General features: G+C 67.1%; 22 protein-coding genes. 7 read left to right on the top strand and 15 right to left on the bottom strand.

Annotated features, from left to right (window positions below; genetic code table 11):
• Positions 1-101 precede the first annotated feature (101 nt).
• Together ACMDW7_RS00635 and ACMDW7_RS00630 are read left to right on the top strand one after the other, a co-directional pair.
• Complete coding sequence (locus ACMDW7_RS00635) at positions 102-1,619, top strand: InlB B-repeat-containing protein (RefSeq protein WP_377304930.1); 1,518 nt, start codon at positions 102-104, stop codon at positions 1,617-1,619.
• A 56-nt stretch (positions 1,620-1,675) separates the two neighbouring features.
• A complete protein-coding gene (locus tag ACMDW7_RS00630; RefSeq protein ID WP_377304928.1) occupies positions 1,676-2,215 on the top strand; it encodes a gamma-glutamylcyclotransferase family protein in 540 nt (179 codons plus the stop codon).
• A 46-nt stretch (positions 2,216-2,261) separates the two neighbouring features.
• Here ACMDW7_RS00630 and ACMDW7_RS00625 read toward each other — a convergent pair whose 3' ends face one another.
• Complete coding sequence (locus ACMDW7_RS00625; protein WP_377304926.1) at positions 2,262-3,233, bottom strand: LysR family transcriptional regulator; 972 nt, start codon at positions 3,231-3,233, stop codon at positions 2,262-2,264.
• A gap of 166 nt (positions 3,234-3,399) precedes the next feature.
• Between ACMDW7_RS00625 and ACMDW7_RS00620 the strand changes: the two genes are divergently transcribed.
• Both ACMDW7_RS00620 and ACMDW7_RS00615 read left to right on the top strand, forming a co-directional pair.
• Positions 3,400-4,263: an NmrA family NAD(P)-binding protein gene (locus ACMDW7_RS00620; RefSeq protein WP_377304924.1), complete on the top strand. Its 864-nt coding sequence runs from the start codon at positions 3,400-3,402 to the stop codon at positions 4,261-4,263.
• Between the two features lie 135 nt (positions 4,264-4,398).
• Entirely contained in the window at positions 4,399-5,319 is a 921-nt protein-coding gene (locus ACMDW7_RS00615) for a DUF4344 domain-containing metallopeptidase (protein WP_377304922.1), read from the top strand.
• A 289-nt stretch (positions 5,320-5,608) separates the two neighbouring features.
• Here the strand turns inward: ACMDW7_RS00615 and ACMDW7_RS00610 are convergent, their stop codons facing one another.
• From ACMDW7_RS00610 to ACMDW7_RS00585, 6 genes are all read right to left on the bottom strand, one after another.
• Complete coding sequence (locus ACMDW7_RS00610; RefSeq protein WP_377304920.1) at positions 5,609-6,196, bottom strand: hypothetical protein; 588 nt, start codon at positions 6,194-6,196, stop codon at positions 5,609-5,611.
• Between the two features lie 26 nt (positions 6,197-6,222).
• Positions 6,223-6,492 carry a PAAR domain-containing protein gene (locus ACMDW7_RS00605; protein ID WP_377304918.1) on the bottom strand — a complete coding sequence of 90 codons (270 nt, stop codon included), beginning with the start codon at positions 6,490-6,492 and terminating at the stop codon, positions 6,223-6,225.
• 108 nt (positions 6,493-6,600) lie between these two features.
• On the bottom strand, positions 6,601-8,193 hold the full coding sequence (locus ACMDW7_RS00600; protein ID WP_377304916.1) for a hypothetical protein: 1,593 nt from the start codon (positions 8,191-8,193) through the stop codon (positions 6,601-6,603).
• A 326-nt stretch (positions 8,194-8,519) separates the two neighbouring features.
• Positions 8,520-9,143: a pyridoxamine 5'-phosphate oxidase family protein gene (locus ACMDW7_RS00595; RefSeq protein WP_377304914.1), complete on the bottom strand. Its 624-nt coding sequence runs from the start codon at positions 9,141-9,143 to the stop codon at positions 8,520-8,522.
• A 157-nt stretch (positions 9,144-9,300) separates the two neighbouring features.
• A complete protein-coding gene (gene queC, locus ACMDW7_RS00590; RefSeq protein WP_377304912.1) occupies positions 9,301-10,041 on the bottom strand; it encodes a 7-cyano-7-deazaguanine synthase QueC in 741 nt (246 codons plus the stop codon).
• 390 nt (positions 10,042-10,431) lie between these two features.
• Entirely contained in the window at positions 10,432-10,596 is a 165-nt protein-coding gene (locus ACMDW7_RS00585) for a hypothetical protein (RefSeq protein WP_377304910.1), read from the bottom strand.
• 136 nt (positions 10,597-10,732) lie between these two features.
• On the opposite strand from ACMDW7_RS00585, the gene ACMDW7_RS00580 reads away from it, so the two are divergent.
• Positions 10,733-12,691, top strand: a complete 1,959-nt coding sequence (locus tag ACMDW7_RS00580) for an HD domain-containing phosphohydrolase (protein ID WP_414859584.1) — start codon at positions 10,733-10,735, stop codon at positions 12,689-12,691.
• A gap of 301 nt (positions 12,692-12,992) precedes the next feature.
• Here the strand turns inward: ACMDW7_RS00580 and ACMDW7_RS00575 are convergent, their stop codons facing one another.
• The 4 genes from ACMDW7_RS00575 to ACMDW7_RS00560 all read right to left on the bottom strand — a co-directional run bounded on the left by ACMDW7_RS00575 (position 12,993) and on the right by ACMDW7_RS00560 (position 17,948).
• Entirely contained in the window at positions 12,993-15,050 is a 2,058-nt protein-coding gene (locus ACMDW7_RS00575; protein ID WP_377304906.1) for a peptidase domain-containing ABC transporter, read from the bottom strand.
• Positions 15,051-15,057: 7 nt separating this feature from the next.
• Entirely contained in the window at positions 15,058-16,389 is a 1,332-nt protein-coding gene (locus tag ACMDW7_RS00570) for an HlyD family secretion protein (protein WP_377304904.1), read from the bottom strand.
• Positions 16,390-16,515: 126 nt separating this feature from the next.
• Positions 16,516-17,028: a disulfide bond formation protein B gene (locus ACMDW7_RS00565; protein WP_377304902.1), complete on the bottom strand. Its 513-nt coding sequence runs from the start codon at positions 17,026-17,028 to the stop codon at positions 16,516-16,518.
• 65 nt (positions 17,029-17,093) lie between these two features.
• The gene (locus tag ACMDW7_RS00560; protein WP_377304900.1) at positions 17,094-17,948 is read right to left on the bottom strand and encodes a MipA/OmpV family protein; all 855 of its coding nucleotides are present in this window, start codon (positions 17,946-17,948) and stop codon (positions 17,094-17,096) included.
• A 204-nt stretch (positions 17,949-18,152) separates the two neighbouring features.
• Between ACMDW7_RS00560 and ACMDW7_RS00555 the strand changes: the two genes are divergently transcribed.
• On the top strand, positions 18,153-18,839 hold the full coding sequence (locus ACMDW7_RS00555; protein ID WP_377304898.1) for a hypothetical protein: 687 nt from the start codon (positions 18,153-18,155) through the stop codon (positions 18,837-18,839).
• A 104-nt stretch (positions 18,840-18,943) separates the two neighbouring features.
• Here ACMDW7_RS00555 and ACMDW7_RS00550 read toward each other — a convergent pair whose 3' ends face one another.
• The 3 genes from ACMDW7_RS00550 to ACMDW7_RS00540 form a co-directional block, all read right to left on the bottom strand.
• Positions 18,944-19,363, bottom strand: a complete 420-nt coding sequence (locus ACMDW7_RS00550; RefSeq protein ID WP_377304897.1) for a hypothetical protein — start codon at positions 19,361-19,363, stop codon at positions 18,944-18,946.
• 153 nt (positions 19,364-19,516) lie between these two features.
• On the bottom strand, positions 19,517-19,765 hold the full coding sequence (locus ACMDW7_RS00545) for a YdcH family protein (RefSeq protein WP_377304895.1): 249 nt from the start codon (positions 19,763-19,765) through the stop codon (positions 19,517-19,519).
• Between the two features lie 30 nt (positions 19,766-19,795).
• Positions 19,796-20,191, bottom strand: a complete 396-nt coding sequence (locus ACMDW7_RS00540; RefSeq protein WP_377304893.1) for a TraR/DksA family transcriptional regulator — start codon at positions 20,189-20,191, stop codon at positions 19,796-19,798.
• A 202-nt stretch (positions 20,192-20,393) separates the two neighbouring features.
• Between ACMDW7_RS00540 and ACMDW7_RS00535 the strand changes: the two genes are divergently transcribed.
• Positions 20,394-23,048: a PAS domain S-box protein gene (locus ACMDW7_RS00535; protein ID WP_377304891.1), complete on the top strand. Its 2,655-nt coding sequence runs from the start codon at positions 20,394-20,396 to the stop codon at positions 23,046-23,048.
• Between the two features lie 107 nt (positions 23,049-23,155).
• Here ACMDW7_RS00535 and ACMDW7_RS00530 read toward each other — a convergent pair whose 3' ends face one another.
• A complete protein-coding gene (locus ACMDW7_RS00530) occupies positions 23,156-23,737 on the bottom strand; it encodes an NnrU family protein (RefSeq protein WP_377304890.1) in 582 nt (193 codons plus the stop codon).
• Between the last annotated feature and the right edge of the window lie 12 nt (positions 23,738-23,749).

Here is a 23,749-nt window from a genome sequence, read left to right as displayed (position 1 = left end):
CAAAGGGCGGGTCGCGCTCCGGGGCCGGGTCAGCCTGCCAGACTGCGCGCCGTTCTCGCCCCCCCGGCCCGCGCGCGGGTCCGCCCACTGCCTCATCGCACATGACTGCTTCTGTTCGCACCCATACTCTGCGCATTGCACTTGCGCTGCTCGCCACGTCGGCACTGCTCGCCTGCGGTGGCAGCGGCAGCAGTGCACCCGCTTCACCGCCCACGTCGCCGCCGGCATCACCACCAACTGCACCGGCCCCACAGACCTTGACCGTCGCGGTGACGGGTATCGGCAGCGTCGGCTCCCAGCCCGCGGGGATCAATTGCGGCAGCAGTTGCAATGCCAACTTCAACGCGGGCACACAGGTGACGCTGACCGCCACGCCTGCCGCCGGGCAACTGTTCCAGGCTTGGGGCGGCGCGTGCAGCGGCAGTACGAGCACCTGCACCGTGATGATGAGTGAGGCGCGCAATGTCAGCGCCGTCTTCGTCCCGGCACCGCCCGCGAGCTTTGTACTGACCGTCGCCGTCATCGGGTCCGGCGCTGTGCGCTCCGCGCCCGCAGGGATCGACTGCGGCAGCGACTGTACCGAGCCCTATGCGGCAAACACGCCCGTGCAGCTCACCGCCACGCCGGCCATGGGCCAGATCCTGCAGTCCTGGAGCGGCGCCTGCACAGGCAGCCAGCTCACCTGCACCCTGACCATGAACGAGGCGCGCAGCGTGACTGCCACCTTCGTGGCATCACCGGGAGGCGGTGGCACACCGCCCGTGAGCGGCGCGGTCTTCGAGGCACAGGCCTACGGCAACGACGGCGCGTTCCTTGTCCAGCAGGCCAATGCGCAGGGTGCACGCGGCTTTGCGTTCTTCGGGCAGATGGTCTTCGGGGCAACGCCCACGCCCTTCAGCGGTGAGTACGCGCACATCTACGCGCGCGACCGCAACACCAGCTACACCTACGAACTGCTGGCCACACCCACCACGAGCACGGCGTTCGCGAGTCAGGTTGCGGCGCAGGGTGCGCGCGGCTTCCTGTTCTCCGGCATCTACACCTTCGGCACGCTCTACATGCGGGATACCGCCGCGGACACCACCTACAGCGTGGAGCTGCGCCCGGCACAAGGCACCGTGGCCGGCTTTCTGAATCAGAACAACGCCCAGGGCGCACGCGGCTTCTGGTTCGTGGTGGACTGGCTGTTCAGCGACACCCAGGCTGCCATCTACCTGAAGGACAACCGCAGCAGCGCCCGCTACGAATACGCCGCACTGCCGGAAACGCCGGGCAGCGTCGCCAGCTTCGTGAGCCAGGCGGTCGCCCAGGGGCAGACCGGGTTCCGCTTCGACGGCACCTGGGTGTTCAGCGGCGAAGGCGCCCGTGCGTTCCGCAACATCTATGTCCGCGACACGACGCAGTCCTCGCGCTTTGACTACTCCGCCAGCGCGCAGGCCCGGACGACGGCGAGCTTCATCAGCACGGCCAACGCCAACGCAGCCAGCGGCTATCTGTTCCTCTCGGACATCGCCTTCTTCCCGGACGGCATCACCTCGCCGGCGGTGGTCAGCGCGATCTTCGTGCGGCCGACGAACTGCAGCGGGCGCCTGTGCCAGGTGACGCACCCCTTCCTTTGATTTGAGCGCCGCGGTGGCGCGGTACGCTGGTTCCCCTTGCCAGTTGCCGCGCCACCGTGATCGCCCCGCCCCACAGTCATTACCTCTACTTCGCCTACGGCTCCAACATGCTGAGCGCGCGCCTGCAGGCGCGCACCCCCTCGGCGCGCGCGGCGGGCATCGGGCAGGTGCGCGGACACCAGCTGGCCTGGCACAAGCGCGGCACGAGCGACGGATCGGGCAAGTGCGATCTGCTCCTCACCGGCCGCGATGAAGACTGGGCCTGGGGCGTACTCTGGCACATCCATTGGGACGACAAGCCGCATCTCGACGAAGCCGAAGCCCTCGGCCATGGCTACGAGGAAAAGCAGGTGCCGGTGATGACTGAGCACGGCACCGTGCTGGCCTGGACCTACTGGGCCACCGACATCGACGCGCGCCTGCCGGTGTACGACTGGTATCACGCCTACGTACTGGCGGGCGCACGCGAACACGGGCTGCCGGCAGACTATGTGGCTCGGATTGCGACGCAGCCCGTGCTGGTGGATCCAGACGGCGATCGGCGACGCGAGCGCATGGCGCTTTTCGACACTGCGGACGCAGACCCCCGGCGTTGACCCTTCGCGGCGCCAGCGCGGATCCTGCCTCGCTGGCAGCACGCGCTCAGGCTTCAAACACACGCAGGTCTGCCGCTCCCAGATGCAGATCCGCATTCACTTCAAAGCGCTCCAGCAGGTACGCCACCACCGCCTTCACGCGCGGTGCAAGATGCTCGCGGTGCGGGTACTGCAGCGCCATCTCGCGCCGCATGGGCTGGTAGCTGTCCAGCAGCACCACCTTCAGTTGACCAGCGCGCAGCAGGGGCAGGGCGTGGTGTACGGCTACCGAGCCGATGCCCAGGCCGAGCGCTGCGGCCTCGCTCACGGCGTAGGGATCGGACAGCGTAAGCACACCGCGCGGCTCTAGCTGCTCGACCTGACCTGCTCGCTCGAAGCGCCACTCATTCATCAGGCCGGATAAAAAGCGCAGGCTGATCAGGTCGTGTGTCAGCAGATCCTGCGGCAGCCTCGGTGCACCGCGGCTCGCGAGGTAGTCCGGGCTGGCCACGAGCACGGTAGACAGCGCGCAGATCGGCCGCGAGACCACGCTGGCGTCGCCGAGCACGCCGCCCCGAATGACGATGTCGAAGCCCTCGCGCACCATATCCACGCGCCGGTCATCCAGCGCGAGCTCCAGCAGCACCTTCGGCAGCGCGGCGCGCAATCCCGGCAGCTCGGGCAGCACGTAGCGACGCGCAAAGCCGCCGGCCACGCTGATGCGCACCAGCCCGGCTGGCTCGTCGCCGGCTGCGGCGCTGTGCACGGCGTCGCGCAGGCGGGCCAGGGCGTCGGCCGCCTGCGGGTAGAAGCGCGCGCCTTCATCCGTGAGCGCCATGCTGCGCGTGCTGCGGTTGAACAGGCGCACGCCGAGGATGCCTTCGAGCCGCGCCACCGCACCGGACACCGCCTGGGGGCTCACGTCCAGCTCCACCGCGGCGCGGGTGAAGGAAAGGCTCTGCGCTGCGGCCACGAAGGCGCGCAGGCCGCGCAGCTGATCCAGATCGGGCAGGGCGGGGGTGAACGCAGGGAAGGACATGAGCCGTGCTCCAAGCAGGGTCCCGGCAGGACGCTCGGTCAATTTACAACCCAATCTTGTTAATCAATCAATTTTCATGCACTGTTTCTTTCATATTGCGGCGCCTAGAGTGCAGTCCATCGGCCCTGCCGCTCCTCCTCAACCTCGGACTTGAAAGGTAAACATCATGAGCAATCGCATCCTCGTCACTGGCGCATCCGGCACCATTGGTTCAACACTGGTCAAGCTTCTGAGCGAAGCAGGCGCCAACTTCGAAGTGCTGCGCAGCAAAGGCGCTGCAACCCCCGGCACCCGCGTGGCCAGCTATGAAGACGTGGCCGCGCTGACGGAAGCCTTCCGCGGTGTTGACACCCTGTTCCTGCTCTTCCCGCTGGTGGAGAACAAGCTGCAGCTCGCAAAGAACGCCGCAGCTGCTGCCAAGGCCGCCGGCGTGAAGCACATCGTCCGCTCATCCGGCGCGGGCGCAGACCCGGCAAGCCCCTTCGCCTTGCCGCGCCTGCAAGGCGAGATCGACGCCGTGATCACCGCCACCGGCATCCCCAGCACCTTCATCCGCCCGGCGGGCTTCATGCAGAACTTCGCCAGCTTCATGGCTGGCCAGGTGCAAAGCGGCACGGTCTACGCCGCCCAGGGCGCGAATGGAGGTGAGGCGCAAAGCCTGATCGACGCACGCGACATCGCCGCCGTGGCCGCCACGATCCTGCTCGACCCCGCGCCGCACGCCGGCCGCGCCTACACCCTCACAGGCGGGGAGTCGCTCACTACGCAGCAGGCGCTGGACGTGATTGGCGCCGCAGCCGGCCACCCGGTGAAGTACCAGCCGGTCCGCTTCGAGGACGCAGTGGCCGCCATGAACGGCATGGGCATGCCGGCATGGATGGTGAACCTGTTTGACTCCCTGAACCGGATCGTCGCGGCCGGCTACGCCGCCGGCATCTCGCCGGACGTGGAAACACTGCTGGGCCGCAAGCCAATCAGCGTCGCGCAGTTCGCGCGGGACCACGCCGCAGCCTGGAAGAAGGCCGCCTGAAGTCACTGGCGGCGCAGCGCGCCCGGGCGAAGCGTCAGCGCGCTCCTAGCAGTCGCTTGCTGTCTGCAGGGCCGAGCGCTCGCTAAAGTCAAGGCGCCGCGCGCATCCGGTCGCGCGGCGCTTCACAGCCTGCCCATGCACGCCTTGCTCCCGCGCCCCATCCTGCGTCTGATGCTCATGGCCGCCCTGCTGCTGAGCGGCATGGCTGCAGCGCAGGCGGGCGCGAGTGGTCCGGTGCTGGCGGCCAAGCCGGCGGGCAAGCTCGCGCGGCAACCCGTCCATGTGCACTACGACCCGCCGCAGAACCCCGCGCATGCCGATCTGCACTCCGCCCTGGTGCGCGCCCAGGTGCTGGAGCAGGCGCGGAAGTTCTTTGTCGCCTTCAGACTGCCTAGACCGCTGACCTTGCGCACGGGCGGCTGCGACGGCGACAGCAACGCCTGGTACGACGAGGGCGAGATCCTGCTCTGCTACGAGTATCTGGCTGACATCTTCACGAATGCGCGCCGCGCTGACCGGCCCGACTGGGTCAGCGAACGCGATGCGATGGGCGGCCCGGTACTGGACGTGATCCTGCATGAGGGCGCGCATGCCCTGTTCGATCTCTTCGACGTGCCGATCTTCGGTCGCGAGGAGGACGCAGCCGACGCGCTGGGCAGCTACGCCATGTTGCGCCTGTTCGAGCCGCAGTCGCCCGGACTGCTGGCCGGCGTGGTCTACAGCTACCTCGTGGACACCGGCACCAAGGACCTCAAGCGCCTGAAGCCCGCGGCCACCGCCACGGTCTCGCGCCATCTGCTGGCCGATGCGCACAGCACCCCCGTGCAGCGCATCTACAACTTGGTGTGCCTCGCGCATGGCTCGGACGAGGCGCGCCATGGCGAGGCGGCACGGCGCGTGGACCTGCCCCAGACCCGCGCCGAGGGCTGCGCCGCCGAGTTCGCGCAGGTGCAGTACGCCTACCGCCGCCTGATCGAGCCGCACCTGGACCGCGCCGCACTGCTGCGGCTGTTTCCGCACCTCAAGACACCGGTGGGCAAACCGGCAGCGCGCTAGACCCGCGCGAGCGGACAAGAGTGCACGCCGCGCCACGCGGGCGCGGCAAGCCTCGGGCGGGGTGTGTGCGACACGCAGCGCGCTGGCGTGAGTCTGCGCATCGGCGCCGCTGCCCATCGCAGCGTTGGCGCGGGCGATCGCATGAACGATCGGTCGTGATCGCTCAATCCCATTGATGAATCCAGATCAAGCGAGATCGGCTCCAGACATGCGGAAAGGCCGATAGCACCCGCTCACTTAGGGCGTCTTGAGCTCAACTCATGCAACTGTGTTGCACGAAGCACGGCGCTCAGCTCGCCCACCAGGTGAGCGTGAAGAACGGGGTTGCCCCCGCCTTGAGCAGGAACTGGATCTCGCCGCGGCCCATCACCGGCCCCGGGCGCGTGCCGAGGTAGCGCACTGTGATGGCCCGCACCGGCACGGTCTGACCCGCCGGGATCACTGTCGCGCGGCCTCGCTCCAGGTAGTCCCCCACCGTGGTCTGGACATCCGAGCCTTCACCCTTCGCTGCACTCGCGTCCAGCGGTGCGCAACCGAAGCCGTCCGGCGTGACGCCCGCCGCCTTCAGCACGCCCGCCGCGCGATTGGCCAGCAGCGCGGCTTCCTGGCCGGCGACAGTGTTGATCTTCGCCGGCCGCGCATCCGCCTCGGCCTGCAGCTCGCGCCGCGGCAGGATGATCACCGCCGCCGCGGTCGCCAGCGACACACAGGGCTGCGGCTGCCGCGTGATGAGACTGCGCGTCATCGACTGATCCACCGCGACGCCGGCGGGCGGGCGTTTGAGCAGCGTTTGGGCCGCCAGCGGCGACAGCGCCGCGGCCAGCGCGAGCGCCGGCAGGGCACGTACACCGCGCCGAGCGGTGATCGCCCGCGTCAAGCGTCCATCCTGCCGCCCGCTCACGCTCAGCCCCGCGTGAGGTTGGGCAGCGTGGAGATCAGCGTCGCGCCGCAGCTGGTCTTGTGGCCCTCGAGCGCAACCGGTACGCCGTCGATGGTCCAGTCGGGGTCGCCTTCGATGATGGTGCAGCCGGCGCTGTGACCGGGCAGGGGGCAGACGCATTTGTCGCCCTTGCGGGCCAGGGGTTTGCCCATGATGTCGGTCTGCATGGCACCCACCTGCACGACGGTGCCGCCGTGGCTGTGGGGGTCGCCGAGTCGGATGGCGCGTTTCATGTGGGGGTTCTTATCAGCAGTGGATCGTGGGCGCAGCGGGCTGCGGTAGGTTTGAGCGGACGGATCGGTTGTGGGCGTGCGCGTGCTGGTGCCGCGCCGACCTGACGCCTACGCGCCGGGCTCGACCGCCTGGGCCGCAGCGGAATCGAACGCCGCCATCGACACGGGCCGATGCTCCCAGGGCGCGTAGTCACCAACCGCGGGTTCGGCCACGCTGCCCTCGGGGCCGGACCACCCGGCCACGACCAGCGCAAAGACGGCGTCCGGCGCGCGGCAACCGACCACCAGCGCGCACTGCGGCGCATGCTCCCGCGCCCATCGGGCCGCCAGGGCCAGGTTCAGGGGCAGCGCCGCCGCACCAGGCAACGGTACTGAATCATCGAGATTGCGGCAGCGCGCAAAGAAGGTATCGCCATTGAGCAGATGCAGCTCGGTGGCGGCCTGGGCGAGTGCGGCGTGGGCCTGGCTGCCGCCGGGTTCGTCGTTGCCTTCGGGGTCGCCGTTGCCAGCGTCGTGAAAGATGCAGCCGATGGCGGGTGGAGGCTTGGCGCTGTCTGTCGCAGTGGATTCCGGCGCGGCGTCGCCACCGGCGGCGTCAGCCTCGGCCGGTGCGTCCGGCAGCGGCAGCCCGGCCCACTGCAGCGCGAGGCTGATGGCTTCGCGCAGGGCTTCGACGCGCGTGCGTTCGACCGTCTGGCCCTGGGCATCTTGCTCGACGAGCTTGACGCGCACCGGTGTGTAGAGCGCCGCCAGGGCCTGCTGCGGCGCCGTCAGCTTGAGGTTGGGCGCAGCCAGCCCGAGGGCCATGCCCTGCTCGCTGGCGGCCGTACCACCCAGCGAGGTGCCCACGAGGGTGACGACAGCGTCCTGCTGCTGGGCCACGCGCTGCATGGCCAGGGCCAGCGCGGCAAAGCCGGCATGGCGCGCCTGGCCGGTGGCCTCGGTATGGACCTGAACCTCCGGCATGGGCGGCAGGGGCTGGTCGATCAGCGAAGCGGGCTGGGGTGAGTCAGCATCCACCGCGGTGCTGCGCCGGGCCACCGCGACCAGCGCAGCCACATGGCGCGTGAAGGCGGCGCGGTCCAGCAGGCTGGCCTGGCTTTGCGCAGCAGCCAGCTGCTCGCGCGTGATCAGCGCGGGCTGGCCGCGCGGGCTGGGGGCCGTGAGCGCGCTGAAGGGCGACCAGTAGTCCAGCCACTGCTGCGCGGCGGGGTCGTGGCTCGGCGTGTCTTCGCCAGGGGCGGTGCCCAGCGGCGCGCCCAGATGCTGCTCGGCCAGGCTCATGCAGACCAGCGGCGCGGTGAGCAGGGCGCAGGCAGGTGAATTGAGCGCGCTCTCCAGCAGGCTGCCCAACGAGGCCAGCGGCCGCCGGCCGAAGCGCCGGTAGCGGATGCGCGGCGGCGCCACCGGCGCCTGCGGCTGGCCGAGCTCGTCCTCGCGCGGCGCGGTGGCATCGAGTGCAGCCTGCAGGCAGTGCTCGGTGGGGGCGTCGGGCGGGCAGTAGGTGCCGACCCACTGGGCCGTGAGGAGGACGGCGCGCGGCAAAGGCAGGGGATACGGACGATCGCTGAGCCAGACGGGGTCCAGCACCGGATGCTCCGCCCGGCGCACCGGAGCGGCGGGCGCGGCGGGCTGAGCAGGCTCGCGCAATTCAAAGGCGCGAAACAGCCGGGTGACGTTGGGATCGAAGCTTTCGGACACGCAGAACCGTTGCGAAGGACACCTGCTGTGGCTGCGGCGGGGCCGCGGGCACGCACTGCAAGGTGAAGCACGGGATTCTAGGCAGGCGCTCGCACACGAGCGCACCGGTTGTCGCGGCGGCTACCTGATGCAAGTGAGTGGCGCAGGATGCGCCGCCGCGGATCTGTGGAGCGAATGTTTGGGGCGATGCCGGCGGCCAGCTGATTCTCGCGATCGAATTTCATTTTCGGCCACACTTCATGAATTCAATGAATCAATGGAAACTGACTCTGTACATGCGGAAACCGGATTTTTTCTCGACAAATATCAATCGTTATCGGCCACGCTTATGCTGCAATCCACTGCGCTGACCACTGCGTCCCCGCACGGTCGAATCGCGCCCGGCGGTGGCCGCGTGCATCCAGCAGCAGGGTCTCGATGCGGCGCGGCACGAACACGCCCCAGGCAAAGCACGGCCACGCCGGCTCCAGCTCCGCGCTTTGCCAGCGGCGTCGGCTGAGCACCGGCGGCAGGCCCTCCAGCGGCGTGCCGGGCGCCGCGCCCAGGTAGGGCAGCAGCGTGTGCGGCGCGCTGGCGGCAATGCGCTCGAACTGTTGGCGGGCGATCGCATCGCCCACGTGCAGGCTCGCCGTGCCTTCCACGCGGATCTGCAGCTTGAGTGCAGGTGAATAGAACAGCAGCGCCGCTTGCGGGTTGTGCGCAAGCTCAGCCGCCTTGGCGCTACGCGCATCGGTATGGAAGCTGAGATGGCCCGTGGCACTGTCGGCGGCGCGCAACACCACGGCGCGCAAGGCGGGCACCGGCTCCGCGCCAGACCCGTTTACCGTGCCCAGCACCGGCGTGCGCAGCGGGTCATCGGCCTCGTTCACGGCCGCACACAGCAACTGCCAGACGGACTGCTGCGTGAGCGCGAGATCGTCTTCCCAGCCGACGGCAAGGATGGCGCTCATGGCGCGGCTCGCGCAGTGATCCCGCGCGCGGGTCGGCTGCTGGAGCACTGCGCCAAACGCGTGCCCGCTTTCGCGTCGGTTGGTGCGCCGCCGTTGAGCTTGGATCGCGACACCAAGCACTCAAGGTGCGCCTGCACCGCCACAAACGCGCCGCCGGTCACGCGGCAGCCGGTTGGAATGCGCCCGAACTCCCCAGCTGCGCCTGAAGTTGCGTCTGGTATTGCGCCCAGCCGCGCGCGCGCAGCTCACAGGCGGGGCATTCGCCGCAGCCATAGCCCCACGGGTGGCGGTGCTCGCGGTCACCGCGGTAGCAGGTGTGCGTGTGCTCGATCATCAGGTCCACCAGCGCGGCGCCACCGAGATCGCGCGCCATCTGCCAGGTGGCCGCCTTGTCGATCCACATCAGCGGCGTCTCCACGGCAAAGCGGCTGTCCATGCCCAGGTTGAGCGCCACCTGCAGTGCCTTGAGCGTGTCGTCGCGGCAGTCCGGATAGCCGGAGAAGTCCGTCTCGCACATACCCCCCACCAGCACCTTCAGGTCGCGCCGGTAGGCCACCGCCGCCGCAAAAGTGAAGAACAGCAGGTTGCGCCCCGGCACAAAGGTGTTGGGCAGACCCGACTCGTTCATCCGAAAGGCCACATCCTGCGTCAGCGAGGTCTCGCTGATGCGCCCGAGCACCCCCATGTCGATCAGGTGGTCCTCCCCCAGCTTGCGCCCCCAGCCGGGAAAGCGCGCGCGCAGCGCATCGAGGAAGCGAAGCCGAACCTCCAGCTCCACCCGATGCCGCTGCCCGTAGTCAAACCCCACCGTCTCCACCCGCTCGAAGCGCTCCAGCGCCCAGGCAAGACAGGTCGCGGAGTCTTGGCCGCCGGAGAAGAGGACTAGGGCTGTGGTCATACACCCAAATCGCTTAAGAAAGAATCAACGTACCAGTGCCGCCACCAACTTGAGACAGCAAAGAGTCAGAAATTGGTCTCGCCAAGCAACCACTGTCCGGAAGGGGCGCGGCAGTTGGCACATTTAGCAGCCGAGGCTGTGTCTCAACTTGCAATTCAACTTGTATGTGCATGATTTCTCTCCAGTGTGCTGCGTCTTTGATGCGCGACTTATTCAGCTAAGAATCAACGTGCCAGTGCCTCCACCAACGACCACAAGCAACTGATCGTCGAGAACCACAACCGGAGTTGGTACGGCTTGCTCGGCGGTCATTGACTCGCTCAAGCCAGTGCAAGGAAGGGTTTGCTGCACGCAGTTCATGGTATGGATCCTCAAAGGGTAAAAGTTGAATTAAGACAGGATCAACGTTCCGGTGCCACCGCCGACCAAAAGAAGATGCGCCTCGGCGATCTGCGTAACCGCACTTGTCTGAAGCGACGAATCGAGTGCGCCCGGGGTAACAACAGGGAGTTCTTGAACGATTGAGGTGTCTGCGGCCAGGTTTGTGCGGTTCATGTGTCCATCTCCAGCGATTTGGTTGCATTAGGTGGTTGTCGCCTCTACCGTCGAGCACTCGCTGCTAGAGGCGCCCGACTCCGCATTTCGTCCGTGCCAAAGCGTCAACAGTTTCTCGTTGAAGCGTCGAGAATCAGTGAGTCAGCGTCGTGTGTGTAGTGAAATTTGGAGTAGGCGCAACCATTATCTGCATGAGCTTCCGCCGGGACAACTCCATCTAATGCAACTTGCACATCAGTCATCAACAAGTTCGGGAAGTTTTGACGGTCTCGACGCGTCGAAGGCTTCGGCCGAGGACGTGCTCAAGCTCACACAGATCGAACTCGGCAAGCTCGATCCGCATTCGCCTCAACGCGCAGCGGCTCTGCTCGAAGTCCTTCGCGCGAACGATCAACTGTTGAGGAGCGCCGCATCCATTGACGCGCTACTGAACATCGCCCAGATCTACTACCTGCTCGGAATGCCCAAGCTCGGCATCGAACCTGCAGAGCTAGCAGGTACAGCAGCCGTCTTGCAGGCGAGTCGGCCCATGCAACGCAAGGCGCTTACTTTTGAGGGAGGGATGCTCGCAGAGTGCGGGAATACTCCGCTTGCATTGGAGCGCTACTCCGCCGCGCTAGTCCTTGCGAACCAATTGGGTGACTCAAGGGCAGAAGTCGCTTTACTCAACAACATCGGCCTAGCGTTCATCTACAGCGCGCTCTATGCGGACGCAATCGCATCGCTGGAACGATCACTGGAGCTAGCCGGCACCGACCCGTCTCTGGCGCGTGAGCGCGAGGGCGCGCTGGCAAATATTGCTCTAGCGTGCATCCATACCGAGGACCTGGCTCGCGGCTTGCGTGCCGCGCGCGCGTCTATCAACTCCGGCCTGGCTCTCGACAATCCTGGAAATCTGTTCATCCGCGTCTTGTCAGAACGCAACTATGTTCGCCTCCTCACAGAGGTTGAGAGCTTGGAGCGCGCTCGAGAGCGCTGTGAGCTTGCAAAGGGCTACGCCAGAGCGAGCGGTCTCGAGCGAGCGGAGTTACAAGCATCCATGGCCGAAGGACTCCTCGAGGTTCACTCCGGCATGCTTGATGTCGGACTATCCAGGCTGGAGGGTGCTCTGGAAAAGTGCCGTCCGAACCCACAGTCTCTTCGAGACGCCCTCGTGGTAATGGTGCGTGCTTATGAAGCGGCGGGCCAGCCAGAACGTGCACTCGACTATTTGAACGAACTTAAAGCGCACACGCAGCGGCTTCAGGCAGATAACGCGCTGTTCCACCATCGGCTGCACTTGGCTAAAGTCGAAGCCGACAGCGACAGCGACTGGGGGGCAACCGCCGGGTTCTTCCGCCGCCACGAGCGCCTCATCGAAGGCCAGCAAGCCCAGCAAAAGCTCCTCAAGGCCCAGATCGAGCAGCTTGAGCGCCTGGCCGTCACCGCCGAACTGCGCGATGACTCGACGGGCGAGCATTCCTATCGCGTGGGCCGGCTGGCCGCGCTGCTGGCGCGCGAAGCGGGGCTGGATGAGCAGACCTGCTTCACGATCGATCTGGCCGCGCGCCTGCATGACATCGGCAAGATCGGCATTCCGGATGGCATCCTGCTCAAGCCGGGGCATCTGAACGCGGCCGAGCGCGAGATCATGGAGACGCACACGACTGTGGGCGCGGAACTGCTGGCCAAGAGCGACATTCCGCACATGCAGGTGGCCGAGGACATTGCGCGTCATCACCATGAATGGTGGGCCGGCGGTGGCTACCCGGCGGGCATTTCGGGCGAGGCGATTCCAATTGCAGCGCGTGTCACCGCCCTGGCGGACGTGTTCGATGCGCTCACCCACAAGCGCCCGTACAAGGAACCCTGGCCGGTGGCGCGCGCGCTGGACGAAATCCAGCGCCTGCGCGGCTCGCAGTTCGACCCCAGGCTGACGGACATCTTCATCGGCCTGATCCATCGCCTGCAGCGCGAGGTGGGCGATCTGGATGAATTCTTGGGCGCCGCAGCGCGCGAAAGCAGCTTCAATCAGGCGCGCAGCCGGATCGCGGAGACCCTGCGCCGCAACCCCGAGCGTCGCGGCTACGGCCGCGGCTTGGATCCCCGGCTCTGAGACCGTGCACGGGCAGGTGGACAGCCCGCCTGCCAGCGCGAACCCCGTTGCGCCACTGGACAGCCTTCTCGCTTGTCTGGTGCTGAGACCGGGGTTTCGCGAAGCATCGCTTCGCGCCGGGCGAAGAGTTCGCGCCTACCCGCGCGAACCCCGTTGCGCCACTGGACAGCCTTCTCGCTTGTCTGGCGCGGCTCTTCAGCCCGTTTGCCCTGAAAACCCGCGCCCAGAGCCGATCTCTGCCCTCGGATGCGGGCGCCATGCTGGAGTTCCCCGCAGGCTGCAGCCGGTCTGGCGCGCGGGCTCAGCGCTTCAGTTCGATGATGCGATCGACCTCGCGCACGGTATCCGGCCGGTGGCTGACGATCACGATCGCCATGCCCAAGCCGCGTAGCTGGGTGGTGATGCGCTGCTCGAGCGCGAGGTCGAGTTGGTCGAAGGTTTCGTCGAGAAACAGCACGGCGGGCTGGCGGTAAAGAGCGCGCGCCAGCAGGATGCGCTGCTTCTGCCCGCCGGACAGCGCCATGCCGAGGCTACCCACCAGGGTGTTGTAGCCCATGGGCATGGCCTCGACTTCGGCGTCCACCATGGCGAGCTTGGCGCAGGCACGCACGGCCTTGGGGTCGTGGTGCGGGTCGAAGAAGCTGATGTTGTCCTCGATCGAGCCGACGAAGAGCTGGTCGTCCTGCATTACCACGCCCACGCGGCTGCGCAGGGCGCCCAGATCCCAGTCGCGCAGGTCGCGTCCGCCCACGTTCAGGCTGCCTTCGGTGCGATCCAGCAGGCCCACGAGCACCTTGACCAGCGTGGTCTTGCCCGCACCGCTGGGACCGACGATCGCCACCATCTCGCCGGGCTGTACATCCAGATCCACACCGCGGAACACCGGGCCTTCCACGCCGTAGGCAAAGCCCAGACCGCGTGCCTCGATCGCGAAGCTGCGCGGTGCATTGCCCACCGCCAGACCGCTGCTCGGCTCGGGTTCGGTGAGAGTGATGTCGGCCACCCGCTCGGCATGCAGGTCCAACATGCGGAATTCCACGAGCTTGTCCGTGAGATTGATGATGCGGTTGATGAACAGCAGCTTGAAGCCGAGAAAGCCGAACAGCATGCCCACCGAGAGCTGGCCCTCGATCACGATGCTCGCGCCCAGCCAGACCACGATCACGCTCTCCAGCCCGAAGATCAGCGCGTGCGCGGTGCGCTGCACGATGGCCACGCGCTGCACCTGGGCGTCGGCATTGGCCTGCGCCACCAGCAGGTTCTGGTAAGCCCCACGCCGCTCGAGCTCGCGCCGGTTGAGCTTGATGGCCATCATGCCGCGCAGGGTCTCAATGAAGTGCGTGGAGCTGCGGCCTTCGTGCAGCAGCTTCTCGTCGGTGGCACGGCGCAGCGGCGCGTACAGCAGCCAGCGCGTCAGGCCGTAGAGCAGCGTGGCACCGAGCACCACAGCGGTGAGCATGAGGCTGTACCAGGCCATAAGCGCCAGCGTGACGAGGACCATCACGCCGTCCATCACGCTTTCCAGGAAGGTGACGGTCAGGGTCTTCTGGATCGCATCCACGCTGCGAAAGCGCGCCACGATGTCACCGATGTGGCGCTTCTCGAACCAGACCATCGGCAGCCAGAGCAGCTTGCCGAAGAGCCCGTCCTGCAGGCGCAGGCTCATGTGCGTGGACAGATACGCACCCAGCCAGGCACGCACGCCCGTGATGGCGGCGGCAAACAGCGCGAGGCCTACAAAGCCGACGCCAAGCACGGTCAGCAGCTGCGCATCGCGTGAGACCACCACACGGTCCACCGCCAGTTGCAGGAAGAAGGGCGCAGCCAGGCTCAGCACTTCCAATGCGAGGCTGAGCAGCAGCACCTGCACCAGCACGCCACGCAGGCCGGACAGCGAGCCCACCAGCTGGCTGGCGCGCACCTGCTGGCGCTCGTCCTTGCGCTGGAACTCCGGCGTAGGCGTGAGCTCCATGGCCACGCCGGTGAAGTGCTTGCCGGCTTCGGCCAGGCTCAACACACGGCGGCCCACGGCCGGGTCGTGCACGGTGATGCGCTTGCTGTCCGCCGCCACCAGCACGACGAAGTGATTCAGATCCCAATGCAGGATGCAGGGGAGCTTGAGCTGGGCCAGACCCTCGGGCTCGGTCTTCAGCCCACGGCCGCTCATGCCCATGCCTCGCGCCATGGCAAGGATGTGCGCCAGAGTCACCCCCTTCATCGAAGGCGCCAGACGCAGGCGCATGGCGGCGAGGTCCGTGCGCCAGCCGTGATAGCTGGCGATCATGGCCACGCAGGCAATGCCGCACTCGGGCGCCTCGGTCTGCAGGATCAGCGGCACGCGCCGGGAAAAGAGGCTCATGGCAGGCTCACCGCACGGCCTCGCGCAGCGTGAGCACGGGCTCGAAGATCCATTCCGCGATCGTGCGGCGCTCGGCCAGGATGTCTGCCTGCACCAGCATGCCGCGCTTGAGGGGAAAGCTCTCGCCGGCGGCGCGCACGGCCTGATCATTCAGGCGCACGGTCACGGTGTAGACCGGCTCGCGCACCGCAAGCGGGCCGATGCGGTCGCCCTGGCTCCACACGCTGCGGCTGATGCGCTCCACCCGCCCGCCGTACTGACCGAAGCGCTGGAAGGGAAAGGCCTCATAGCGCAGCAACACCTGTGCGCCGGGGCGCACAAAGCCGATGGCGCGCGTCGGCACCAGCAGCTCCGCGTGCAGGCCGGCGCCCTGCGGCAGCAGCAGCGCCACGAGCTGATCTGCCGCCACGCTCTGGCCACGCACCACGGCAATGTTGCTGACCACGCCGGCAAAAGGCGCGCGCAACACGGTCTCGCGCCCGGCCTGCGCGGTCTCCTGGATGCGGTTCTGCGCCAGCTCGCTCTTCTGGCGGCGCAGCTGCTCCAGCTGCGCGCTGGTGCGGGTGCCGATGCTGGGCAGCTCGCCACGCGCCGCCTCCAGCTGCGTGCGCGTGGCCTGCTGCTGGCGCTTGAGCGCAGCCAGCTTGGTCTGCTGGTCGATCACGTCGTCGCGCCGCTGCTGGGCCACGATGTCGCTGACGAACTTCTCCTCGGTCAGCTGGGCATAGCGCTTGGCCAGGGCCTCGGCGTTGGCCACACGCTGCTCCTGAAGGCGGATCTCGGTGTCGAACTGCGCCAGTTCCGTGTCCAGATCGGCAATGCGGCGACGCTGCTGATCGCTCTGCTGGCCCGCAAGCTGCTGCGTTTGCTGTGCCTCGCGATCCAGGGCGGCGATGCGCTCATCAATTTCCCGCTGAACGGCGGCAGTGGACTGTGCGTCGGTCTTGCGCGTGGTCTCGAAGCTGATGCGTGCCAACGGCGCGCCGGCAGGCACGCTGTCACCTTCCTTGACCAGCAGCTCGGCGAGCACACCGGCCTCGGGTACGAGGACTCGCGCTGCGCCGGCGTCCACTTCCACATAGCCTTCCACGCGTTCGCGCCGCGCCACCTCGCCCCACAGGACAAAGGTCACGAGCGCGGCAGCGGCGGCCACGGCCAGCGTAGTGAAGACCCAGGCGGGCACCGGTCGCACCTGCAGCACATCACCCAGCTGCTTCAGGCGCTGAGCGTCGATCGCTTCGGTACGGAACAGCGATGCGGCTGTCGGCGCGGGTGGCGCCGACGCGGTCGGTGCACCGGCAGGTGGTGTGCCGGAGGGTGGCGGGGCAGGGTCGCTCACGAGGGGTAGGCGCGGAGGGCATCCGCGGTGAAACAAGCCGCCGATTATGGGCCTAGCCCCGTGCCGGCGCGTGGTCGGGCCAGTTTGACGCCCATGAGCTGTTGTTTCAGCGGCGCAGCACGCTGCTCACTCGTCGCGCGGCGCCTTGGCCGCAACAGCCAGCGCTGCGCCGCACAACAGGAACAGGATGAATGCCCAGCCCGGGAAGCTGATGCCCAGCACCGGGGGAATCGGGTCACTGCACAGGCCCGTGGCAGCGAACCAGGAGGGCGCCCATTGCGCCATGGGCAGGCCGTTGACGAAGGCTTCGACGGCATCGCGGCCGCAGGCCTCGGACGGCACAGCAAGCCGATAGAGGTGAAAGCCGGCAACACCGAGACCGGAGAGCGCGGCCAGCCCGGCCAGCCAGGTGGCCGGGCGCCAGAACAGCGCCAGCACGCAGGCCGCTGCCAGGGCGATGAAGGCATAGCGCTGTAGGATGCACAGCGGGCAGGGGTAGAGGTTCCAGGCCTTCTGCAGGATCACGGCGCTGGCCAGCGCGGCAATGCAGGCCAGCAGGCAGAGCGTGATCAGCGGCACGCGTAGGCGCACCCAAAGGGGTACGACCACGTCCGGGCGGGCGAGATAGGCGGGGCGCATGCTGCAACCTTACTGCTTGAAGATGACGCCCGCATTGACCATCAGCAGGCGCCGGGGTTCAGCGTTCAGTTCACACGCTCGCTCGATCGGCCGATCGTCCAGGCCACACCCACGCCGGCCGCGGTGCCGCCGTTTTTCAGGTGCAGCGGGCTGTCCGTGTTGGCGGCGCCACCGGTGTAGTCGTAGCGCACGAAGCCGAAGACGCTCCAGTCCGGGTTCAGGCGCTTCCAGCCCGACAGACTCACGCGGCTCGTCACCAAGCCGGACTGCGCCTGATAGGCCGGCCGACCCGCCCGCGCAAACTGCGCCGGCACGCCGTACAGATACTGCGCGTATTCCTTGTCGGCGTAGACCAGACTGCCGCTGACTTGCCAGCCCCATTGATCGTCCGGGCTGTCGAAGTCGTAGGACAGCCGCGGCTCGAAGGCATAGCCGCGGTGATTGATGCCGCTCTTGGCCTCGAACACCGCACGCAGAGGCAGGTCCAGGCGCAGCTCAGCGCCGCGCTCCGGGCGTGCAAGGATGAAACGGGTGCGCGGGCCGAACTCGAACTGGAAGCCGAGATCCGGCATGCCGCTTCGGATGGCCACATCCTTGCTTGAAGCACCCAGCGCACCGGCAAAGCCGATGTCGAACTTCACGCTGTCCTGGCTCACCACGCGCGCACCCACATTGCCGTCGGCGACGCGGAAGATCTTGCCGCGATACACGCCCCAGGGCACCAGCAGCGCGCGGCTCACGTTGTCGGCCGCGCCGGGATAGGCCGGCTGGCCCAGACCGAAGCCCACGAGACCAGCCTCCCACAGGGGCTTGTTCCTGTCGTTGCCGTCGTCATCCACCTGGGCGTGGGCTGCGGCAGCCAGCGAGAAGCCCAGCAGCAGCGCAAGTGTGCGCAGCCCGGGCCGATTGGGATGCTTCATGGGAGGAGTTCCTTGTTCTGGATTCAGCCGATCCTGTGCCGGCAGCGCCGAGAGTTATAGCGCCTGCCCGGGCTGTGAATCTGTCAGGGTTTGCGGAGGTCGGGGTCATGACGATCGTGGAGGACACTGTCGGGAAATCCCAAGGCCGAATGTGAATGAAACGATATATATTGTTTCTACTGTTTCCACGAGGAGTCCTGTGCGATGAATACCCAACCCGCTGCCGCCGACAACGCCGCCGAACCCGCAACCAATGCGGACAAGGATCTCGGTGCCAAGCTCGAGCGCATCGCCCCTGCCGCCAAGAGCGCGCTCACCGCCGAGGCGAGCGTCAAGGCCGCCAAGAGCATCAAGAAGGCTGTCACGAAGATCGCCAAGCCGGCGCTCAAGAAGGACGACAAGACGGCTGAGAAGAAGCCCGCGGCCAAGACTGTGAAAAAGGCCGAACCCAAGACCGCGGCCAAACCCGCTGCGAAGAAGCCCGTCGCCAAGCCGGCCGCCAAGGTTGCGGCAAAGCCCGCTGCAAAGGCCAAGCCCGCGGCGAAGCCCGTGAGCAAGAAGGCGACGTCCAAGCCGGCCGCAAAGCCCGCGGCAAAGGCCGCCGCCAAGCCGGCCGCTCAACCGGGCGCGCTGGCCAAGGCACTGGCCTCGGCCGAGCAGGCGATCGAAAAGCGCGTGAAGATCGTGCGCGACAGCTTCACCATGCCCAAGCCGGACTTCGAGCTGATCGACCGCCTCAAGGCCCGCGCCATCAAGCTCGGCCGGCCGGTCAAGAAAAGCGAATTGCTGCGTGCCGGCCTGCACGCGCTGAACAACCTGCGCGAAGACATGCTCAAGACCGCGCTGCAGGCGCTGCCCGTGCTCAAGACCGGCCGACCCAAGAAGCGCTGATCGCCTCGATCACTGCGTTGCAAAACAAAAGCGGCAGGTCCTGGACCTGCCGCTTTTGCTTTGGCGCGCATCTGACACGATGCGCGGGTTCGCGATGCCTGGCTCTACTTCGCAGCCTTGCACTTCACGTTGGGCAAGGGCTCCCGCTTGCCGCCTTCCACCTGCTCGATCAGGCACTTGCCACGCTGCGAAAGCAGCCGGAACTTGGCAGGCTTGGTGAGATCGCGCGCGGTGGCGGATTTGCCCGGCGTGCCCTGTGCCGGCGGCAGCACCGTGAGTTCGGCGCTGGCGGCAAAGGTGTCGTCGGGCAGCTGGACGGTGCTGCCGTTGAGCAGGCGCGACAGGGTGCCGGCAATCTCGATGCGCTGCTCCGCCGAAGGTGGATCGAGCAGCGCCGGCGAACTGGGCCAGGGCATCGAGGGTATCTTGAGTTCCGGCATCTCGATGGCCGGGGCGGCGCAGCCCGCCAGACACAGCAGGGCGCCGAGCACGCATGCCGCGCGCTGCAAACCTGATTGATTCATGAGACCTCCGCCCATCGGTCAGGGTTGTGGGATGGGATGGGCGTCGAATGTACGCCGAGCGGCCACGCCCGCGTAGGGGTGCGCAGCGGGCACCCCGCGTTCAGGCGAGCGGCCAGCGCGAACGCATGCGGGTCCGCGCAGCCGGGTGCCCGCTCAGGCGCCCGTGGGTGCAGTCAGCAGGGCGTAGAGCTGATCCTTCAGCTGCAGCCGCTGCTTCTTGAGATCCTCAAGCGCGGCGTCCGGCAGGGCCTCGATCCCGTTCTCCACACGGACGATGCGCTTGTCGAGGTTCTCGTAGTCCTCGGCCAGACGGGCGACATGTCGATCGGCGAGCTTGCGTTCATGCAACTGCTCGCGCAGCTGCGGAAACTCGTCGAGCAGGGGATGGTGCGAAACAGTCATTGAGGGCTCCTCGTTCAGTGGGGTTCAGATTCAGGGGTTCGGCTGCGCGCTGCGCGACTCCACGCCCGACTGGCAGCCGATGCAACGCAGCGCCGTCGGCTGGGCGAGCAGGCGCGCCTGGCCGATGGGTTCGCCGCACTCCACGCAGCAGTCGAAGTCCGGCTGCTCCAGGTGCTTGAGTGCTGCGTCGATCTCCGCAAGGCTGAGCTGTTCGTGCAGCACCTGGGCGCGTGCGGCGTCATTGAGCGTCTGCACCGCGGCGTCATCGTCCGTGGTGTCGCTGTAGTTGGGCAGGTGCACGCCGTCGTCATGCTGCAGATCCGCGCCCAGAGTGGATGCATGGGCGCGTCTGGCCTGCAAGAGCCGGGCGCGAAGTTGCTGGCGCAGCTGGGCGGCGGCAGGCGATTCGGACAGGGCGGCGGACATGGCAGTCTCCTTGTGTGTGCTCTGCATTGAGCCTAGGCCCACAGCAAGCCCGCGGCATTGACCCAGCGCAGACCGCCGGCAGCTGGATGGCAGATGCGACGGCTTTGCAACAACGCCGCCAAGCGTTCGGCACGAGGCGCACTGCTGCGCCGCACACGCGTCCGGCCCCTAGAATCGACGGCGCTTTTTTCCCGCCGGAATCATGTCCAATCTTCTCAGCCAACGCCTGGAACAGCTGCTGCAGTTCAGCACCGACTGGCTATGGGAAACCGACGTGCAGCATCGGCTGGTCTGGATGTCGCCAACCTTCGAGCGCGTGACTGGCGTGGCCCTGAGCCGGATGCTGGGCAAGCACCGCTGGGAGATCACGCCCGCCTCGGAGTCCTTCTGGGCAGCACACCGGGCGACGCTCAATGAGCATCTGCCGTTTCGGGACTTCGTCTATCCCGCACGCCGGCCCGATGGCAGCGAGGTCGAGTTCCAGATCTCCGGGCTGCCGCAATTCGACGAGGCAGGCAGCTTCACGGGCTATATCGGCGTCGGCCGAGACCTGAGCCAGGCGCGCCGCTACCAGCGCGAGCTGGAAGGCAAGGAGCAGCGCCTGCGGGCGATGAATGCCACCGTGCCCGTGGCGCTGCTGGTGCACCGCGCCGGCGTGATCCTCGAGGCCAACCCGGCAACCGCCAGCTTGTTTGGTGTCTCCGACCCCGATGCACTGGTGGGCCGCTCCGTCATGAGCTTTGTTCACCCGGAGCTGCGGGCCAAGGCGGCGGCGCGCGTGCAGCAAGGCATGGCCGCGCCCGTTGGCGTGGTCAACCCGATCGACGAGTTCGATGTACTGCGCCCTAACGGGCAGGTGCGCCGCGCGCGCGGCACCAGCGTGAAGATCGAGCTGCCCGACGGCCCTGCATTGCAGCTGGCGTACATGGACATTACGGAGTCCGAGGAGGCCGCGCGGCGCGTACGCGACTCCGAGGTGCTGCTCTCCAAGGTGATCCAGAACACGCCCGATCTGGTTGCCGTGCAGGACCTGAAGAGCGCCAAGTACGTGATCGTCAACGAAGCGTTCGAGCGCATTACGGGCTTCTCGGCGGTCGAGGCTCTGGGCAAGACCCCGTACGAAATCAGAATCTGGGACGATGCCGACGAAGCAGAGTCCGTGCGCCAGAACCTGCTGCGTGCGCGCCAGTTCCGCGACTACGTGATGCGCCTGCGAACCAAGTCTGGCGAGCTGCGCTTTGTGCAGCTCGCGGTGCAGATCTTCGAGATGGGCGATGCCCGCTACCTGATCGCCAATGGGCGCGACGTCACCGAGACAGAGCGCATCCGCCTGGAGCAGAACGCGATCCTCAAGAACGCCTCGACCGGTATCGCCTTCACACGTGATCGCACCTTTCAGTTCGTGAACCCGGAGTTCGAGCGCATGTGCGGCTGGCCGCCGGGAGAGCTGATCGGTCAGCCGGGCCATGTGGTCTGGCCCACCGAGGCGGCTTACCGCGAGATCGGCCAGGCGGTCGGGCCGCTGCTGTCACAAGGTCAGACGGTCGACCTGGAGCGCGAGATCCTGCGCCGCGACGGCAGCACCTTCATCGCTCGGATTCGCGCGGGTGTCGTGGATCCGACCAACCCGGTGCATGGCGGCACGGTCTGGAACTTCGTGGATGTGACCGAGGAAAAGCACGCCATCCAGGCCATGGCCCAGGCGCGTGAGGTGGCCGAGGCGGCCAACAACGCCAAGACCGCATTCCTCGCCAACACCAGCCACGAACTGCGCACCCCGCTCAATGGCGTGGTCGGCATGGCGCGCCTTGCACAGCAGACCGAGGACCCGGCCCTGCGCGACCTGTACCTGCGCCAGCTGGTGGAGAGCGCGGATTCGCTCTCATCGATCATCAGCGACATTCTGGACCTGTCCAAGATCGAGGCCGGCAAGCTCACCGTGGAGCGCGTGCGCTACGACCTGCCCGATGTACTCGAAGCGGTGCACACCCACTTCGAGCTGGCGGCGCAGGACCGCGGCCTGGCCTTGTCGCTGTCGATCGAACCGCTGCTGCCGCGCTGGGTGGTGGGCGACCCGACGCGGGTGCGCCAGATCCTCACCAACTTTGTCAGCAACGCGATGAAGTTCACGCCGCGCGGTGCGGTGCGCATGCGCGCGCGGCAGGTGGGCGCGGACCGGCTTCGTCTGGAGGTGGCAGACACCGGAATCGGCATCGAGCCTGCGGCGGTGCAGCGCCTGTTCGAACCCTTCTCCCAGGCCGATGAATCCACCACACGGCGCTACGGCGGCACCGGCCTGGGTCTGGCGATCAGCCGCGAGCTGGCCCACGCGATGGGCGGCGATGTGGGTGTGGAAAGCACACCAGGGCAGGGCAGCGTGTTCTGGGTCGATCTGCCGCTGGTGCTGCCGCCCGACGAAGCCGGCAGCGGGCCTCAGGTGGTGCCCTCGGCCGACCTGCTGGCCGGGCGCCGCGTGCTGCTGGTCGAAGACAACAGCGTGAACCGGCTGATTGCGCGCGAGATGCTGCGCGGCTGGGGCATGGACGTGATCGAAGCGGTGGATGGCGAGGACGCGCTGCGCCGCTTCAGCGCCGAGCGCCCGCATCTGGTGCTGATGGACCTGCACATGCCGCGCATGAACGGCTTTGTGGCCACGCGCGAGCTGCGCAAGCGCGGCGACGCGCGGCTTACACCGATCATTGCCCTGTCCGCCGCGGTGCTGGACGCCGAGCGCGAGCAGGCCGAGGACGCCGGCATGAACGACTTCATCGCCAAGCCGATCAACCCCGAGCGCCTGCTGGCCGTGCTGGCGCAGTGGATGAACGCCGTCTCAGCAGCCGAGACCGAAGCACGTTAGATCATTTTCGGCCACACTTTGGCAAAGAAGTCAGACCGTCAAGAATTAGATTTGGCACGCGGAAACTGGATTTTTCCAGCCCATGTTTCTATTAATTTCGGCCACATCTACATACCAAAGGGTCGCACTCCGATCCACGCGCCATGCGCCCAGAACGCGACGCCAGCCCAGAGTGCCGTGCCGATGATCACATTCACCACATCGCGCACGGCCGAGCCCGGCGGGTAGCTGATGCGATCGGCGGCGTCGCGCTTGCGCGCCGCGCGGAAGCTGAGCACCGCCCAGACCAGAAAGCTGCCGAACAGCAGCACGTCATGCAGGGTGCCGTTGGCCAGCAGGTGTGCGAAGGCCCAGGTCTTCACGCCCAGCACCATCGGGTGCTTCACCGCCGCCTTGAGCTTGGTGCCCGGCACATAGGCGGCCGTGAGCAGGATGAAGGCCACGAGTGTCAGCAGCGCGGCGATGTGCTTGGTGAAGATGGGCGGCGAATACAGCACGATCGGCGCCTGCCGCGCCATGCCGTAGCCGTAGATGATCAGCAGAAAGCCGAGCAGGGACACCACCGAATACGCCACCTTGTATTGGTTGGCGCCGGTGCGCGCGATCAGGCCCTGGCGCCAGGGCTCGGCAAACACCCGCACGGAATGGGTGGCGAGGAAGATGAACAGGCCGAGAACAAGCATCCACATGGCGGGGCTCCT

This window comes from Piscinibacterium candidicorallinum (assembly GCF_047549485.1).
Classification (GTDB): domain Bacteria; phylum Pseudomonadota; class Gammaproteobacteria; order Burkholderiales; family Burkholderiaceae_C; genus Piscinibacterium; species Piscinibacterium candidicorallinum.
The sequence above is the reverse complement of the archived record's forward strand: the minus strand, read 5'-3'. Positions and strand labels throughout refer to the sequence as shown.